Genomic DNA, 16,340 nt, shown 5'->3' on the forward strand with positions numbered 1-16,340 from the left:
CCATGAACGCTTCCGTACGCCATTCCGCCCGGCTGCTGTGGAGCGCGCTGCGCGCTCTGCTGGTCCTGACCGTGGTGCTCGGCGTGGCCTACCCCGTCGCGGTGTGGGGCGTGGGCCAGGCGGCCTTCCGCCGGCAGGCGGGCGGCTCGGAGGTGAGGGCCGACGGCAGGGTCGTCGGGTCGAGGCTCATCGGCCAGAACTTCACGACCGGCAAGGACTTCGCGCCCGACCCCCGGTGGTTCCAGCCGCGCCCCTCGGCCGCCGACGCGGGCGCCGGTGCGGGCCCCTACGACCCGACCCACACCAGTGCCTCCAACCTGGCGGTCACCGGCAAGACGCTGACCGACCTGGTGAAGGAGCGGGGGCAGGAGGTCGCCGCTCTCAACCACGTGCCGCGGTCCGAGGTCCCCGCCGACGCGGTCCAGGCCTCCGGCTCCGGCCTCGACCCGGACATCTCCCCGGCCTACGCGGCCGTCCAGACGGCGCGGGTCGCCAAGGCCAACGGCCTGCCCACCGCCGAGGTCGCCAGGCTCGTCGAGGAGCACACGCACGGCCGTGAGTGGGGCTTCCTCGGCGAGCCGACCGTCAACGTCCTGGAGCTCAACATCGCCCTCCGGCAGCTGGCCCGCTGACCATCCCCTCCCGTCCGCGACGGGTGCGTGCGTACGCCGTCCCGCCGTCGCGCTCCGAAGGGGGCGGCCCCGGTCCGCCGTGCACCGGCCGCAGGTCCAGGCCGTGAGCCTCGAAGGGATCGCGCCCGTGCCCGGTCGGCAGGGGGGCCGCCGGCGTGGGAGAACGCGGGCCGCGCGTCAGGGACGCGTCAAGGGCGTCGGGGGCGGCGTACGGAACCCGCCAAGGCGGGGGGACGGGGCCGCGATCGCGGGAAGAGTGGTGCTCGCGAGGGGGGCCTGCGGAGGCCGCTCCGCGGTGTGCGGAGGGGGGCGCAGCCCGATGGCGGTCGCCGTCATTGCTGCGGAAGGCCGGGAGGCGCCTGCGGGGGCGCCGGAACCGGACCCGGAAGGACGCCACCGCGTCCCGCCGGAGGCCCCCGCGCGCCGGCCACGGAGGCCGCGCGGCCGTCGCCCGGTCACCGAACCGGCACGGTTGCGCGGCTTCCGCGCGGTCGTGCTGACCGCGTGCGCCGCGCTCGCGGCCGTCCTGGTGACCGGCGGCGTGGCCGCCGACGCCTCCTGGGACGCGGTCCGGGACCACTCAGCACCCCGTGTGACCAGCGCGACCGGGCTGTACTTCGCCCTCAACGACATGGACGCCCAGATCGCCAACCAGTTGCTGGCCGGCGACACCGCGTCCCTCGCCCGGACCCGCGCCGACGCGGCCCGCGTGTACGAGCGGCGCCGCGTCGAGGCCGCCGGCTACCTCCGCGACCTGGCCGCGGCGGCCGCCGGTGATCCGGCGGGCGAGCGCGAGGTCGCCGGCGCCATCGCGGACTTCGGGGCGTACGAGGAACTGGCCGCCCGCGCCCTCGCCCTCGGCCGCACCGCGGAGTACCGCAACGCCTCGCACCTGATGCGGACGCGCCTGCTGCCCGAGGCCGACGCCCTGGTGACCGCGAACGACCGCGCCTTCGAACACACCTACCGGGACGCCCTCGGACGGGCCGCGTGGGCGCGCGCCGCGCTGATCGGCACGGGCCTGGCGCTGCTGGCCGTCCTCGTCGCGCTGCAGATCCACCTCGCGGGACGTTTCCGCCGCGTGGTCAACCCCGGTGCCGTCGCGGCCACTCTCCTCGTGCTCGCGGTGACCGTCGTGGGCGCGGCCGGGATCGGCACCCAGCGGCACGACCTGGAGGTCGCCCGGCGGGACGCGTTCGACTCCGTTCTGGCCCTCACCCGCGCCCGTGCCGTCGCGTACGACGCCAACGCCGACGAGTCCCGCTACCTGCTGGACCGGGCCCACTCCGGCGCGCAGGAGGCCGCCTTCCTCGGCAAGAGCCAGCGGCTGCTGCGGGTGCCGGGCGCCACGATCGACACCTACGCCACGGGGCTCGACGACGTCCGCGTCGCCGACGGCGCGACGGGCTATTTCGGCGACGAGTTCCGGAACATCACCTTCCCCGGCGAACGCGCCGCCGCCGGCCGGGTGCTCGCCCGCTACCGGGCCTACCAGCGCGACGACCGCACCGTCCGCACCCTCGCCCGGGCCGGCCGGCACACCGAGGCCGTCGCCTACTGCACCGGCTACGGCCCCGGTGAGTCCAACCACGACTTCGCCGCCCTCGACGCGGCGCTGCGCGACGTCATCGCCATCAACATGTCCGCCTACGAACGCGCCTCCGCCGACGGCGCCCGCGGCGCGCTCCCTCAGCCGCTCGGGCTCGCGGGCGGTGTGGCCGCGGCGGCGGCCCTGGTCCTGCTGGGCCTGCGCCCCCGCCTCGCCGAGTTCCGCTGACCGGTGCCGGCGGGGGCGGCCGGTCAGCCCACGTCAAGGGGATGTCAAGGGCGCTCCGCGCGGCGTCATGGCTTCGCCAACGGCCTGGGCGGCGAAGACGGCGAAGCGCTTCGCTGCCAGTGAGGCGGTGCTCCGAACCGCACACTCCGCGCAAGGAGGCGCATCAGGTGGCGCACAGCGTCGTCGCGGGCCATCCGCCGGGCCGGGTGCCCGGTCGGCTCAAGGTGTACCTCGGCGCGGCTCCGGGGGTCGGCAAGACGTACCGGATGCTCGACGAGGGCCGACGGCGGGCCGCGCGCGGCACGGACGTGGTCGTGGCCCTCGCGGAGTGCCACGGCCGCCCGCGCACGCTGGAGATGCTGCACGGCCTGGAGGCCGTGCCCACGAGGCGGAGTACGCACCAGGGTGTGGAGCGCGCCGAACCCGACGTCGCCGCCGTGCTCGCCCGCCGTCCCGCGGTGGCGCTGGTCGACGAACTCGCCCGCACCAATGCGCCCGGCGGCCGGAACGCCAAGCGGTGGCAGGACGTCGCCGAGCTGCTGGCCGCCGGGATCGACGTGGTCACCGCGGTCGACATCCGGCACCTGGAGTCCCTGAACGACGTGGTGCGGGAGATCACCGGTGTCCCGGAGCCGGAGACCGTGCCCGACGCGATCGTCCGCCGGGCCGACCAGATCGAGCTCGTGGACATCCCGCCCGAGGGGCTGCGCCGTCGCCTGGCGCACGGAAACGTCTGCGAACCCGGCCGTATCGACGCCGCGCCGGCCCACCGCTTCCGGATCGGCGATCTCACCGCTCTGCGCGAACTGGCCCTGCTGTGGCTGGCCGGACGGGTCGACGAGGCCCTGCAGAGGTATCGCACGGAACACGGTATAGGCCGGGTCTGGGAGACCCGCGAGCGCGTCGTGGTGGCGCTGAGCGGCGGCCCGGAGGGCGAGACGCTGATCCGCCGGGCGGTACGGATCGCCGACCGCGCGGCGGGCGGGCGCACCCTCGGGGCGGGCCGGGCTCGGGACGTCCTGGCGGTGCACGTCGTCCGCAGCGACGGCCTCACGGACGTCCCGCCCGGCAGCCTCGCCGAGCAGTGGCAGCTCGTGGAGGGCCTGGGCGGCAGCCACCACACCGTCGTGGGCGACCACGTGCCTACAGCGCTGCTGGACTTCGCCCGCGCCGAGAACGCCACCCAGCTGGTGGTCGGGGTGAGCCGGCGCGGCCGGCTGGCCCGGATGGTGACCGGGCCGGGCGTCGGCGAGACCACCGTCGAGCACTCCGGGGACATCGACGTCCACATGGTCACCCACGAGCGGGCCGGCCTGGGGCGCCTGCCCTCCGCGCCCGGCGGCGGAGTGCCGCCGGCGCGCAGGCTCGCCGGGCCGGTGGCCGGCCTCGTGCTGCCCGCACTGCTGACCGTCGTGCTCGCGAACACCCGCGGGCACCTCAACCTCACCAGCCAGGCACTGCTCTTCCTGCTCACGGTGGTCGGCGTCGCCTGCATCGGCGGGGTGGTCTCCGCGCTGCTGGCGTCGGTCGCGGCCTCGCTGCTGCTCAACTACTGGTTCATCCCGCCCGTCGGCCGCTTCACGATCAACGACACCAACAACGCCGTGGCCACCCTCGTGTTCGCCGCGGTCGCGGTGACCGTCGCGGCCATGGTCGACCGCTCGCTGCGGTTGTCCCGCCGGGCCGCCCGCGCGACGGCCGAGGCGGAGACGCTGTCCTCGCTGGCGGGCGACGTCCTGCGCGGCGACCAGGCCGTGCCCCTGCTGCTGGAGCGCACCCGTGAGGTCTTCGGAATGGACAGCGCCGAGCTGATGACCGGAGCCGGCGAGCCGGCCGGCGGTGAGGGGCCGCCGCCGGTCATCGTGCCGATCGGCGCCGACGCCCGCCTGGTGCTGCGCGGCCGGGGTCTCGCCGCCTCGGAACGCCGGGTGCTCACCGCGTTCGCCGCCCACCTGACCGCCGCGGTCGAGCACGCCCGGCTGGCCGAGGCCGCGGCCGAGATCGAGCCGGTCAAGGCGGCCGACCGCATGCGCACCGCGCTGCTCGCCGCCGTCAGCCACGACCTGCGCACCCCCCTGGCCAGCGGCTGGGCGGCGGTGAGCTCGCTGCGCAGCAGCGACGTCGAATTCTCCGCCGAGGACCGCGAGGAACTGCTCGCCACGGCCGACGAGTCCATGGCCCGGCTCGGCCGCCTGGTGGACAACCTGCTCGACATGAGCCGCCTGCAGGCCGGCGCCCTCACGCCGCGGCCGGTGCCCACGGCGCTGCGCGAGGTGCTGCCGCTCGCCCTGGACAGCCTTCCGGAGGACCGGGCGGCGGTGCTCGCGCCGGAGCTGGAGCGGGCCCCCGACGTCCTCGCGGACGCGCCGCTGCTGGAGCGGGTGCTGGCCAATCTGGTCGCGAACGCGGTCCGGTACGCGCCCGCCGGGAAGCCCGTGCTGGTCACCGCCGGCTCGCTGGCCGACCGGGTGGAGCTGCGCGTCGCCGACCGGGGACCGGGGCTGCCGCCGGACGCGCGCGAGCGGGTCTTCGGGGCGTTCCAGCGCCTGGGCGACACTGACAACAGCACCGGCCTGGGCCTGGGGCTCGCCCTGTCCCGCGGCCTCGCCGAGGCCATGGGCGGCACCCTCGTCCCCGAGGACACACCGGGCGGCGGGCTCACCATGGTGCTGTCCCTGCCCGCCGCCCGGACGCCGCGGCAGGCGGCCGCCTGAGGACCAGTGGCCGCCACGGGGCGTCAAGGCCACGTCAACATGACCAGGTGCCGAGCACCATGTCCTGTTTGTCCTTTGCTGGGACCATAGGATTTGCAACGTCGGCGCGTCGGACGGTCGGCGCAACGAAGCGGAACGTGGAGTCATGGCACGCGGCATTTTGCGGATTTACCTGGGGGCCGCCCCTGGAGTGGGCAAGACCTACGCCATGCTCTCCGAGGCCCACCGGCGGCTGGAGCGCGGCACCGACCTCGCCGTGGCCTTCGTCGAGCACCACAGGCGCCCCCGTACCGAGGTCATGCTGCACGGCCTGGAGGTCGTACGGCGCAAGGAGATCGAGTACCGCGACACCACGTTCACCGAGATGGACGTCGACGCGGTGCTCGCCCGCCGCCCCGAGGTGGCCCTGGTCGACGAGCTCGCCCACACCAACGTCCCCGGCAGCCGCAACGAGAAGCGCTGGCAGGACGTCGAGGAACTGCTGCAGGCCGGGATCAACGTCATATCGACGGTGAACATCCAGCACCTGGAGTCGCTCGGCGACGCCGTCGAGTCGATCACCGGGGTGCGCCAGCGCGAGACCGTCCCCGACGAGGTGGTCCGCAGGGCCGACCAGATCGAGCTGGTGGACATGTCGCCGCAGGCCCTGCGCCGCCGCATGGCGCACGGCAACATCTACGCCTCCGACAAGGTCGACGCGGCCCTGTCCAACTACTTCCGGCCGGGCAACCTGACCGCGCTGCGCGAACTCGCGCTGCTGTGGGTCGCCGACCGGGTCGACGAGTACCTGCGGCAGTACCGCGCCGACCACCACATCTCGTCCACGTGGCAGGCCCGCGAGCGCATCGTGGTCGGCCTCACCGGCGGCCCCGAGGGACGCACCCTGATCCGGCGCGCGGCCCGGATGGCCGCCAAGGGCGCGGGCGGCGAGATCCTCGCCGTGCACATCGCCCGCAGCGACGGCCTGGCCGCCGGCTCGCCCAAGGAGATCGCGGTCCAGCGCACCCTGGTGGAGGACCTCGGCGGCTCCTTCCACCACGTCGTCGGCGACGACGTGCCCACCGCGCTGCTGGACTTCGCGCGCGGCGTGAACGCCACCCAGATCGTGCTGGGCACCAGCCGCCGCCCTGCCTGGCAGTACGTACTCGGCCCCGGCGTCGGCGCGACCGTGGCCCGGGAGTCCGGCCCCGACCTCGACGTGCACATCGTCACCCACGAGCGGGCCGCCAAGGGGCGCGGGCTGCCCATCGCGCGCGGCGCCAGGCTCGGCCGTTCCCGGGTGATCGCCGGCTGGCTGACCGGTGTGCTCGGCCCGGTCCTGCTCTGCGTCGTGCTGACCAATCTGCACAGCGGCCTCGGTCTGGCCACCGACATGCTGCTCTTCATGGCCCTGACGGTGGCGGCGGCGCTCACCGGCGGCCTCTACCCGGCACTGGTCTCCGCCGTCGGCGGCTCCCTGCTGCTGAACTGGTTCTTCGCGCCGCCCCTGCACACCTTCACGATCTCCAAGCCCGAGAACCTGATCGCCATCGTCATCTTCGTGGTGGTCGCCCTCGCCGTCGCCTCGGTCGTGGACCTGGCGGCCCGCCGCACGCACCAGGCGGCCAGACTCCAGTCCGAGGCGGAGATCCTGTCCTATCTGGCGGGCAGCGTGCTGCGTGGCGAGCACTCGCTGGACGCGCTGCTGGAGCGGGTGCGGGAGACCTTCGGCATGGACTCCGTGGTCCTGCTGGAGCGGGCCGGCGAGCACGAGGCGTGGACCTGCGCCGCCGGTGTCGGCGGCAGCCCGTGCCTGCGCCCCGAGGACGCCGACGTGGAGGTGCCGGTCAGCGACAACCTCTCGCTCGCCCTCACCGGCCGCGTGCTGCCGGCCTCGGACCGCCGTGTGCTGTCCGCCTTCGCGGCCCAGGCGGCCGGGGTTCTGGACTGGCAGCGGCTGGAGGACGAGGCCGCTCTGGCCCGCGGGCTCGCCGAGGGCAACCGCATCCGCACCGCCCTGCTCGCCGCCGTCTCCCACGACCTGCGCACCCCCCTCGCGGGCATCAAGGCGGCGGTCAGCTCCCTGCGCTCGGACGACGTCGCCTGGTCCGAGGAGGACGAGGCCGAGCTGCTGGAGGGCATCGAGGACGGCGCCGACCGGCTGGACAACCTGGTGGGCAACCTGCTCGACATGTCCCGGCTGCAGACCGGCACCGTCAATCCGCTGATCCGCGAGATCGACCTGGACGAGGTCGTGCCCAAGGCCCTGCGCGGCGTTCCCGACGGCAGCGTCAGCCTGGACGTCCCCGAGACCCTGCCCATGGTCTCCGTGGACCCGGGACTGCTGGAGCGCAGCGTCGCCAACATCGTCGAGAACGCCGTGAAGTACAGCCCCGAGGGCACCAGGGTCCTGGTCGCCGCCAGCGCCCTCGGCGACCGCGTCGACCTGCGCGTGGTCGACCGCGGACCGGGCGTCCCCGACAGTGCCAAGGACCGCATCTTCGAGCCCTTCCAGCGCTACGGCGACGCCCCTCGCGGCAACGGTGTCGGCCTCGGCCTGGCGGTCGCCCGCGGCTTCGCCGACGCCATGGGCGCGACGCTGCACCCGGAGGACACCCCCGGCGGCGGGCTGACCATGGTGCTCACCCTGAAGGCCGCGCCCGGCAGTCCTCCCGCGACGCCGGACCTCCCCGCCGAGGCGACGACATGAGCGCGTCGCCCGGTCCCACGACCGCCGCCCCCACGAATGTCGCAGTGAACGAAAGGCAGGCCCCATGAACCGGGTGCTCGTGGTCGACGACGAGCCGCAGATCGTGCGGGCTCTCGTGATCAACCTGCGTGCCCGCAAATACGAGGTCGACGCCGCCCATGACGGTGCGACCGCGCTCGCGCTCGCGGCCGCCCGCCACCCCGACGTCATCGTGCTCGACCTCGGTCTGCCCGACATGGACGGCGTCGAGGTGATCCGGGGCCTGCGCGGCTGGACCCGGGTGCCGATCATCGTGCTCTCCGCCCGCCAGGCGTCGGACGAGAAGGTCGAGGCGCTGGACGCGGGCGCGGACGACTACGTCACCAAGCCCTTCGGCATGGACGAACTGCTGGCCCGGCTGCGCGCGGCCGTCCGGCGGGCCACGCCCGGCGGTCCCGAGGACGGCGCCGCCACGGTGGAGACCGAGTCCTTCACCGTCGACCTGGCCGCCAAGAAGGTCAACCGCGACGGCGCCGACGTGCGCCTGACCCCGACCGAGTGGCACCTGCTGGAGGTCCTGGTCCGCAACACCGGCCGCCTGGTCAGCCAGAAGCAGCTGCTCCAGGAGGTCTGGGGGCCCTCGTACGGCACGGAGAGCAACTACCTCCGGGTCTACATGGCGCAGCTGCGGCGCAAGCTGGAGGCGGATCCCGCGCATCCCCGGCACTTCATCACCGAGCCGGGGATGGGCTACCGCTTCGAGAAGTGATCCTGCCCCGCGGCCCGGTACCCTTCGGAGTATGAGTGGTACCACCCGTTCGGACCGACCTGGCGGCCGTTTTCGCCGGATGCTCGACCGCCTGTCCACCTCCCAGGAGGAGCTGCACTCCGACGAACTGCGCAAGGACACAGCGGACGTCGGGTGCACGCGGATCTGCGACTGCCACGACCGTGACATCGTCACGGTGACGGGTACACTGCGCGCAGTCACGCTGCGTCCCCGTGCGGGCGTTCCCGCGCTGGAGGCGGAGCTGTTCGACGGCTCGGCACCGCTGGACGTGGTGTGGCTCGGCCGGCGGAGCATCGTCGGCATCGAGCCGGGCCGCAGGATCATCGCGTCGGGCCGGATCTCCATGAACCGAGGCCGTCCGGTGCTGTTCAACCCCAAGTACGAGTTGCGTCCGGTCGGACAGGAGTAGCCGGTGGCGTCGATCGACAAGCGGACCGGGACAGAGCCCGGCACCGATGCCGGGCCTCAGGGCCCGGAGCACGACGCGGCCGCTTCCAGGGCGGCCGCCGACCACGCGCTCCTGGAGGCCTTCGGCGGCGTCTGGGGCATGGTGGACACCACGGTGCCCGGCCTGGTCTTCGTGTTGATCTACACGATCAACCGCGACATCAAGACCGCGGCCGCGGCCGCGCTCGGCCTCTCGCTGGTGCTGGCCCTCGCCCGGGTGGTGCGCAAGCAGACCCTCAAGCACGCCTTCAGCGGTGTCTTCGGCGTCGCCTTCGGCGCGGTCTTCGCGATGCTCTCCGGGGACGCGAAGAACTTCTACCTGCCGGGCATGCTGTACACCCTCGGGCTCGCGGTCGCCTACGTGGTCTCGGCGCTGGTGGGGTACCCCCTGATCGGGCTGCTGCTCGGCCCGATCCTGAAGGAGAACCTGTCCTGGAAGACCAGGAACCCCGGGCGGCTGGTTGCGTACACCAAGTCCACCTGGGCCTGGGGCGTCATCCTGCTGGCCAAGTCGGCGATCCTCTTCCCCCTGTACTTCTGGGGCAACGCCACCCAGCTCGGCTGGGTCAAGGTCGCACTCGGCATCCCGCCGTTCCTGCTCGCCGTCTACCTGACGTGGATCTTCCTCGCCAAGGCCCCGCCGCCGATCGACGTGATCGCCGAGATGGAGGCGGAGGAGGCCAAGGAGGCCGAGGAACGGGCCGCCAAGGAGGCCGCGGAGCGCTGACACCGCCCGCCGGCGGCTTGCTCCGCAACGAACGAAGGGGCGCCCGGAACCGCACGGTTCCGGGCGCCCCTTCGTCTGCGCGGTGCTGGTCTTGCTACGCGCCGCTGCGGACCGAGAGCAGGTCCTCCAGTTGCTCCTCGCGGTGCGGGGCCGCGACGAACAGCAGCTCGTCGCCCGCCTCCAGCGCGTCGTCCTTGGACGGGGTGAGCACCCGGTGACCGCGGATGATGGTCACCAGCGCGGTGTCCTCGGGCCAGTTCACGTCGCCGACGCGGGTGCCGACCAGCGCGGCCTCCTCGGGCAGCGTCAACTCGACGAGGTTGGCGTCACCCTGGCTGAAGCGCAGCAGCCGGACCAGGTCGCCGACGCTCACCGCCTCCTCGACCAGGGCCGACATCAGACGCGGTGTGGAGACCGCCACGTCCACGCCCCAGGCCTCGTTGAACAGCCACTCGTTCTTCGGGTTGTTCACCCGGGCGACCACGCGCGGCACGCCGTACTCCGTCTTGGCGAGCAGCGAGACCACGAGGTTGACCTTGTCGTCACCCGTGGCGGCGATCACCACATTGCAGCGCTGCAGCGCTGCCTCGTCCAGCGAGGTGATCTCGCAGGCGTCGGCCAGCAACCACTCCGCCTGCGGCACCCGCTCGACCGAGATCGAGGTGGGGTTCTTGTCGATCAGAAGGACCTCGTGGCCGTTCTCCAGCAGCTCACCCGCGATCGAGCGGCCCACGGCGCCCGCCCCGGCGATGGCGACCCTCATCGGTTCGTCTCCTCGGGACCCTTGGCGAACGCGGCCTCGACCTGCTCGACCTCGTTCGTGCGCATCATCACGTGCACGAGGTCGCCCTCCTGCAGAACCGTCTCGGACGTGGGCAGCATCGCCTCGCCGAGCCGGGTGAGGAACGCCACGCGCACTCCGGTCTCCTCCTGCAGCCGGCTGACCTTGTGGCCCACCCACGCGGTGTCGGTGTGCACCTCGGCGAGCTGCACCCCACCGCTCGGATCGCGCCACAACGGCTCGGCCCCCGACGGCAGCAGGCGGCGCAGCATCTGGTCGGCCGTCCAGCGCACCGTGGCCACGGTCGGGATGCCCAGGCGCTGGTACACCTCGGCACGGCGGGGGTCGTAGATACGGGCGGCCACGTTCTCGATGCCGAACATCTCACGGGCCACCCGGGCCGCGATGATGTTGGAGTTGTCCCCGCTGCTGACGGCGGCGAACGCGCCGGCTTCCTCGATGCCCGCCTCGCGCAGCGTGTCCTGGTCGAATCCGACCCCGGTCACGCGGCGTCCGCTGAAACCCGAGCCCAGGCGGCGGAACGCCGTCGGATCCTGGTCCACCACGGCCACTGTATGACCTTGCTGCTCAAGGGAGTGCGCGAGAGTGGAACCCACTCGCCCGCAACCCATAATCACGACGTGCACGACCGTCCTTCCGGCTGTCAACAATGTGGCCGATTCCCTCTCAGGGTCTCAGACCGCGGCCAAAGCTACACACGCACGTAACCGCTCGATAGGTGGGCGGTGGATCGAAAACCTTGACGATCCTCTAACATCCTCGGGTGTCCAAACTGACCGACCTTCCGAAACGGATCCTGATCGGGCGGGCGCTGCGGAGCGACAAGCTCGGGGAGACCCTCCTGCCCAAGCGGCTGGCCCTCCCGGTCTTCGCCTCGGACCCGCTGTCCTCCGTTGCGTACGCGCCGGGCGAGGTGCTCCTCGTCCTGTCGATCGCGGGAGTGTCGGCCTACCACTTCAGCCCCTGGATCGCGGTCGCGGTCGTGGTGCTGATGTTCACGGTCGTCGCCTCGTACCGGCAGAACGTGCACGCCTACCCCTCCGGCGGCGGCGACTACGAGGTCGCCACCACCAACCTGGGGCCGCGTGCCGGGCTCACCGTGGCCAGCGCGCTGCTCGTGGACTACGTGCTCACCGTGGCCGTGTCGGTCGCCTCGGGCGTGGAGAACCTCGGGTCCGCGGTGCCGTTCTTCGTCGAGCACAAGGTGATCGGCGCGATCGGCATGATCGTGCTGCTCATGCTGATGAACCTGCGCGGCGTCCGCGAGTCCGGGACGATCTTCGCGATCCCCACCTACGCGTTCGTCTTCGGCGTCTTCTGCATGCTGCTCTGGGGCATCTTCAAGATCGCGACCGGCAGTGAGATGCACGCCCCGACCGCGGGCTACACGATCAAGGCCGAGCACACCGGGCTGGCGAGCTTCGCCCTGGTCTTCCTGCTGCTGCGCGCCTTCTCCTCCGGCTGCGCGGCGCTCACCGGCGTCGAGGCGATCAGCAACGGCGTGCCCGCCTTCCGCAAGCCGAAGTCGAAGAACGCCGCCACGACGCTGGCCGCCATGGGCCTGCTCGCGGTGACGATGTTCTGCGGCATCATCGCGCTCGCGCTGTACACCAAGGTGCGGATGGCCGAGAACCCGGCGACCGACCTGCTGGTCAACGGCAAGCCGGTCGGCGCGGGTTACACCCAGGACCCGGTGATCGCCCAGGTCGCCTCGGCCGTCTTCGGCGACGGCTCGATCCCCTTCATCTTCCTGGCGGGGGCGACCGCCCTGGTCCTCTTCCTGGCCGCCAACACCGCCTACAACGGCTTCCCGGTGCTCGGCTCGATCCTCGCCCAGGACCGCTACCTGCCGCGGCAGCTGCACACCCGCGGCGACCGGCTCGCCTTCAGCAACGGCATCGTGCTGCTGGCCGCGTTCGCCGCGGTGCTGGTCTACCTCTACGGGGCCGACTCGACCCGGCTGATCCAGCTATACATCGTCGGCGTCTTCGTGTCGTTCACCCTGAGCCAGATCGGCATGGTCCGGCACTGGAACCGGCACCTGGCCGACGAGACCGACCCGGCGGTGCGCCGTCACATGATCCGCTCGCGCGCGATCAACACCTTCGGCGCCTTCTTCACCGGTCTGGTGCTGGTCGTCGTCCTGCTGACCAAGTTCACCCACGGCGCCTGGGTCGCGGTGCTCGGCATGGGCCTGTTCTACGCCACGATGACCGCCATCCGCCGCCACTACGACCGGGTCTCCAGCGAGCTCGCCGCCGCGGAGGAGCCCGGCGAGGAGGAGGCCAAGCCCTCCCGGGTGCACTCGATCGTGCTGGTCTCCAAGGTCCACAAGCCCACGCTGCGCGCCCTGACCTACGCCAAGCTGTTCCGCTCGGACACGCTGGAGGCGCTCAGCATCAACGTCGACCCCGCCGACACCAAGTCGCTGCAGGCCGAATGGCAGCGGCGCGGCATCGACGTGCCGCTGAAGGTGCTGGACTCGCCCTACCGCGAGATCACCCGGCCGATCGTCGACTACGTCAAGAGCCTGCGCCGCAGCAGCCCGCGCGACGTCGTCTCGATCTTCATCCCGGAGTACGTGGTCGGCCGCTGGTACGAGCATCTGCTGCACAACCAGAGCGCCCTGCGGCTCAAGGGCCGGCTGCTGTTCACCCCCGGTGTGATGGTCACCTCGGTGCCCTGGCAGCTGGAGTCCTCCGAGCGTGCCAAGGTCCGGGCCCGCAAGGGCGCCGAGTGGAACGCGCCCGGTTCGGTGCGCCGCGGCGAGGTCGGCCGCCCGCGCAGGCGCCGGGAGCCCAGCGGACGGGCGTGAGGGGAGGGCGGTGGCGCACCGTAGACTGGTGAGCTGCCGTCCTCATCCCGCCCCCGTTGTCAGGAGCCCGTTCCGAGATGCAGCACCGTACGAAGGCCCCTGAGGCCGACGCCCTCGTCGGCGAGCGCTACGAGGTCGAGGTCGGCCCCGTCGCGCACGGCGGTCACTGCGTCGCCCGCCACGAGGGCCAGGTGCTGTTCGTCCGGCACGCCCTCCCCGGCGAGCGCGTGATCGCCGAGGTCACCGAGGGCGGCCCGGACTCCCGCTTCCTGCGCGCCGACGCGGTGGAGATCCTCCAGGCCTCCCCTGACCGGGTCGAGGCGCCCTGCCCCTTCTCCGGACCGGGCAAGTGCGGGGGCTGCGACTGGCAGCACGCGGCGCCCGGCGCGCAGCGGCGGCTGAAGGTCCAGGTCATCACCGAGCAGCTGGAGCGGCTCGGCGGCCTCACCCCGCAGGAGGCCGGCTGGGACGGCACCGTGGAGCCCGCGCCGGGCGACAAGGTCGCCAAGGGCGAGGTCCCGGCCTGGCGCACCCGCGTCCAGTACGCCGTCGACGCCGAGGGGCACGCGGGCCTGCGCCGCCACCGCTCCCACGAGGTCGAGCGGATCGACCGCTGCCTGATCGCCGCCCCGGGCGTTTCCGAGCTGGGCGTGGAGTCCCGCGACTGGCCGGGCATCGCCACCGTCGAGGCGATCTCCGCCACCGGCTCCTCCGACCGGCAGGTCATCGTCACGCCGCGTCCCGGCGGCCGGCTGCCCATCGTGGAGCTCGACCGGCCGGTGTCGGTCATGCGGGTCGACGAGCAGGGCGGTGTGCACCGCGTCCACGGCCGCGGCTTCGTCCGCGAACGGGCCGACGACCGCACCTGGCGCGTCGGGTCCGGCGGCTTCTGGCAGGTCCACCCGATGGCCGCCGAGCTCCTGGTCGAGGCCGTCATGCAGGGCCTCACGCCCCGCAAGGGCGAGACCGCCCTCGACCTGTACTGCGGGGTGGGCCTGTTCGCCGGCGCCCTGGCCGAGCGCGTCGGCGAGACCGGTGCCGTGCTCGGCATCGAGTCCGGCAAGCGCGCGGTGGAGGACGCCCGCCACAATCTCGGCGACCTCGACCGGGTCCGCATCGAACAGGGCAAGGTCGAGACCGTCCTGCCCCGCACCGGCATCACCGAGGCCGACCTCGTCGTCCTCGACCCGCCCCGCACCGGCGCGGGCCACGCGACCGTCCGCCACGTCGCCTCCCTGGGCCCCCGCCGCATCGCCTACGTCGCCTGCGACCCCGCCGCCCTCGCCCGCGACCTGCGCTGGTTCGGCGAAGCCGGCTATGTCCCGCGGCGCATGCGGGCGTTCGACCTCTTCCCGATGACGCACCACGTGGAGTGCGTCGCGATTCTGGAGCCCGCGCCCGAACCTTCCTGACCCGCTGTCCTGTGCGGGCGTGCCATGACGCGCCGCGGGCGTTGCGGTCGGCGTCCCCCCGCGGGACGACGCCCCGTGACGCCGGTTCCGGCGGGCGCCGGACCGGCCGGCCGGCGGATCGGGACGTGTTCCCGGGAGCAACCCCTCCGGCGCGACCGCGTCCGACCGGCCGTCACGGGCGGGGCGCCGAGCGGCCGTTGTCGTTCGCGTGGGAGGTCCCTCCCGGCCGTGCCGATGCGGTTCCGGACGTGATCCGCGTCACCGGCCGTGACCGCGGGGTGCCGGGCCGGGGCCGGGCGGCGGCCTCGCACGGTCCACCGGGCAGGACGTGCAGACTGGTGGCATGCAGACTTCCGAGGCCCGGCCGGGGGAACCGGCGCAGGCGGCACCGCTGAGGCGGGCGGACGCACGCCGGAATCACGAGCGGGTCGTGGCGGCCGCGATCGAGGTGTTCGCCGAGTTCGGCCCGCAGGCCACCGTGCCGCAGATCGCGGCCCGGGCGGGGGTCGGCAAGGCCACGGTGTACCGGAGCTTCCCGGCCAAGGAGGATCTGGTCGAGGCGATCGCGCAACTGCGCCTTGAGGAGCTCAAGCGGGACACGGAGGCCGCGCTCGGCGAGACCGGCCCCGAGCGCGCGTTCCACGCCTATGTGCTGCGGCTCTTCGAGAACCTGGCCCGCGACCGGCTGCTGGCCGGACGGCTGGCGGAGGCGACCTCGCCCGCGGCCGGCTCGGTCCTGACCGTGCTGACGGAGTTGATGCAGGCGGCCAAGGTGTCCGGGACGGTCCGTGAGGACGCGACGTTGCTGGATCTGCGCGTCATCCTGTGCGGTGCGGCCCTGCAGCTCATGACCGTCGCGGAACGCGATCCGGCGGTGTGGCGGCGCTACGGGGAACTGGTGCTCCAGGCACTGCGGCCCTGAGCGCGGACGCCGGGCGCCCTCGGGTCACTGCGCGTCGGCGCCGGGGCCGGGGGCGTCGTCGGACAGCAGGGGTTCCCCGGCGCCGTACACCTTCGTGATCTCGACGTCGAGCACGGTGCACACCCGGCTGAACGACCAGTAGTAGCCCGCCACCTGCAGTACCTCGACGAGTTCGCGCGCGCTGAGGAACCGCCGTGCCTCCCCGAAGATCTCGTCGGACACCCGCGGGTGCCGCACCACCTCTGCGGTGAGGCGGACGACCGCCCGGTCGTACGGGGACAGGCCGGGGCTCTCCGGTTCCCGGTCGGCGATGAGCCGGCGGGTTGCTTCGTCGACACCGGCGGCCTGCGCCATCGGCTCGTGCTGAGCCGCGACGAAGGCGCAGTCCGCGTACGCGGCCACCGTGAGGATCACCAGCTCCCGCGAGCGGGCGGGCAGTTCGAGCGAGGTGAACTGCGCCTTGGCGAGCTCGATGAAGGGCCGCACCGTGCCGGCCGCGTGGGACAGCATCTTGACCAGCGGGTCCGGTGGGAGGAAGGAGAGGAATTCGCGTACGTCGGCGGGGAGCGTGTCGGGGTCGGGGTTCGCCAGGCGGGGCATGTGGTTCTCCGTTCGCAGGGGTGGGACGGGCGGA

General features: G+C 73.1%; 13 protein-coding genes. 10 read left to right on the forward strand and 3 right to left on the reverse strand.

The genetic code is table 11. The annotated features are described in order from the left end of the window. The first annotated feature begins 2 nt into the window (after positions 1-2). From kdpC to ACIP98_RS10850, 7 genes are all read left to right on the forward strand, one after another. Entirely contained in the window at positions 3-632 is a 630-nt protein-coding gene (gene kdpC / locus ACIP98_RS10820) for a potassium-transporting ATPase subunit KdpC (protein WP_319659090.1), read from the forward strand. Positions 633-1,104: 472 nt separating this feature from the next. Further along, entirely contained in the window at positions 1,105-2,409 is a 1,305-nt protein-coding gene (locus ACIP98_RS10825) for a hypothetical protein (protein WP_401975008.1), read from the forward strand. Positions 2,410-2,576: 167 nt separating this feature from the next. Then, a complete protein-coding gene (locus ACIP98_RS10830; RefSeq protein WP_401975010.1) occupies positions 2,577-5,123 on the forward strand; it encodes an ATP-binding protein in 2,547 nt (848 codons plus the stop codon). A 145-nt stretch (positions 5,124-5,268) separates the two neighbouring features. After that, positions 5,269-7,812: a sensor histidine kinase KdpD gene (locus tag ACIP98_RS10835; protein WP_319659087.1), complete on the forward strand. Its 2,544-nt coding sequence runs from the start codon at positions 5,269-5,271 to the stop codon at positions 7,810-7,812. A 64-nt stretch (positions 7,813-7,876) separates the two neighbouring features. Continuing rightward, positions 7,877-8,560 (forward strand): response regulator, encoded by a 684-nt coding sequence (locus ACIP98_RS10840; protein ID WP_319659086.1) that lies wholly within the window; start codon positions 7,877-7,879, stop codon positions 8,558-8,560. A 31-nt stretch (positions 8,561-8,591) separates the two neighbouring features. Next, positions 8,592-8,990, forward strand: a complete 399-nt coding sequence (locus ACIP98_RS10845) for an OB-fold nucleic acid binding domain-containing protein (RefSeq protein ID WP_319659085.1) — start codon at positions 8,592-8,594, stop codon at positions 8,988-8,990. A 3-nt stretch (positions 8,991-8,993) separates the two neighbouring features. Next, positions 8,994-9,755, forward strand: coding sequence for a DUF3159 domain-containing protein (locus tag ACIP98_RS10850; RefSeq protein ID WP_319659084.1), 762 nt, complete (start codon positions 8,994-8,996; stop codon positions 9,753-9,755). A gap of 94 nt (positions 9,756-9,849) precedes the next feature. On the opposite strand, the gene ACIP98_RS10855 is transcribed toward ACIP98_RS10850, so the two are convergent. After that, positions 9,850-10,518, reverse strand: coding sequence for a TrkA family potassium uptake protein (locus tag ACIP98_RS10855; protein ID WP_319659083.1), 669 nt, complete (start codon positions 10,516-10,518; stop codon positions 9,850-9,852). Further along, a complete protein-coding gene (locus ACIP98_RS10860; RefSeq protein ID WP_319659082.1) occupies positions 10,515-11,183 on the reverse strand; it encodes a TrkA family potassium uptake protein in 669 nt (222 codons plus the stop codon). Before ACIP98_RS10860 ends, ACIP98_RS10855 begins: the two co-directional genes overlap by 4 nt. Positions 11,184-11,320: 137 nt before the next feature. Between ACIP98_RS10860 and ACIP98_RS10865 the strand changes: the two genes are divergently transcribed. The 3 genes from ACIP98_RS10865 to ACIP98_RS10875 all read left to right on the forward strand — a co-directional run bounded on the left by ACIP98_RS10865 (position 11,321) and on the right by ACIP98_RS10875 (position 15,706). Continuing rightward, positions 11,321-13,372, forward strand: coding sequence for an APC family permease (locus ACIP98_RS10865; protein ID WP_319659081.1), 2,052 nt, complete (start codon positions 11,321-11,323; stop codon positions 13,370-13,372). Positions 13,373-13,449: 77 nt separating this feature from the next. After that, the gene (locus ACIP98_RS10870; RefSeq protein ID WP_319659080.1) at positions 13,450-14,784 is read left to right on the forward strand and encodes a class I SAM-dependent RNA methyltransferase; all 1,335 of its coding nucleotides are present in this window, start codon (positions 13,450-13,452) and stop codon (positions 14,782-14,784) included. A 343-nt stretch (positions 14,785-15,127) separates the two neighbouring features. Beyond that, positions 15,128-15,706: a TetR/AcrR family transcriptional regulator gene (locus tag ACIP98_RS10875; protein ID WP_401975016.1), complete on the forward strand. Its 579-nt coding sequence runs from the start codon at positions 15,128-15,130 to the stop codon at positions 15,704-15,706. Positions 15,707-15,730: 24 nt separating this feature from the next. On the opposite strand, the gene ACIP98_RS10880 is transcribed toward ACIP98_RS10875, so the two are convergent. Further along, positions 15,731-16,306 (reverse strand): carboxymuconolactone decarboxylase family protein, encoded by a 576-nt coding sequence (locus tag ACIP98_RS10880; protein WP_401975018.1) that lies wholly within the window; start codon positions 16,304-16,306, stop codon positions 15,731-15,733. Positions 16,307-16,340 lie beyond the last annotated feature (34 nt).

Source organism: Streptomyces sp. NPDC088354 (genome assembly GCF_044753585.1).
Classification (GTDB): domain Bacteria; phylum Actinomycetota; class Actinomycetes; order Streptomycetales; family Streptomycetaceae; genus Actinacidiphila.

Coding starts and splice junctions, on each gene's coding strand:
- ACIP98_RS10875 (WP_401975016.1), top strand. CDS start 15,128: ATGCAGACTTCCGAGGCCCGGCCGGGGGAACCGGCGCAGGCGGCACCG.
- ACIP98_RS10880 (WP_401975018.1), bottom strand. CDS start 16,306: ATGCCCCGCCTGGCGAACCCCGACCCCGACACGCTCCCCGCCGACGTA.
- ACIP98_RS10855 (WP_319659083.1), bottom strand. CDS start 10,518: ATGAGGGTCGCCATCGCCGGGGCGGGCGCCGTGGGCCGCTCGATCGCG.
- kdpC (WP_319659090.1), top strand. CDS start 3: ATGAACGCTTCCGTACGCCATTCCGCCCGGCTGCTGTGGAGCGCGCTG.
- ACIP98_RS10835 (WP_319659087.1), top strand. CDS start 5,269: ATGGCACGCGGCATTTTGCGGATTTACCTGGGGGCCGCCCCTGGAGTG.
- ACIP98_RS10845 (WP_319659085.1), top strand. CDS start 8,592: ATGAGTGGTACCACCCGTTCGGACCGACCTGGCGGCCGTTTTCGCCGG.
- ACIP98_RS10840 (WP_319659086.1), top strand. CDS start 7,877: ATGAACCGGGTGCTCGTGGTCGACGACGAGCCGCAGATCGTGCGGGCT.
- ACIP98_RS10870 (WP_319659080.1), top strand. CDS start 13,450: ATGCAGCACCGTACGAAGGCCCCTGAGGCCGACGCCCTCGTCGGCGAG.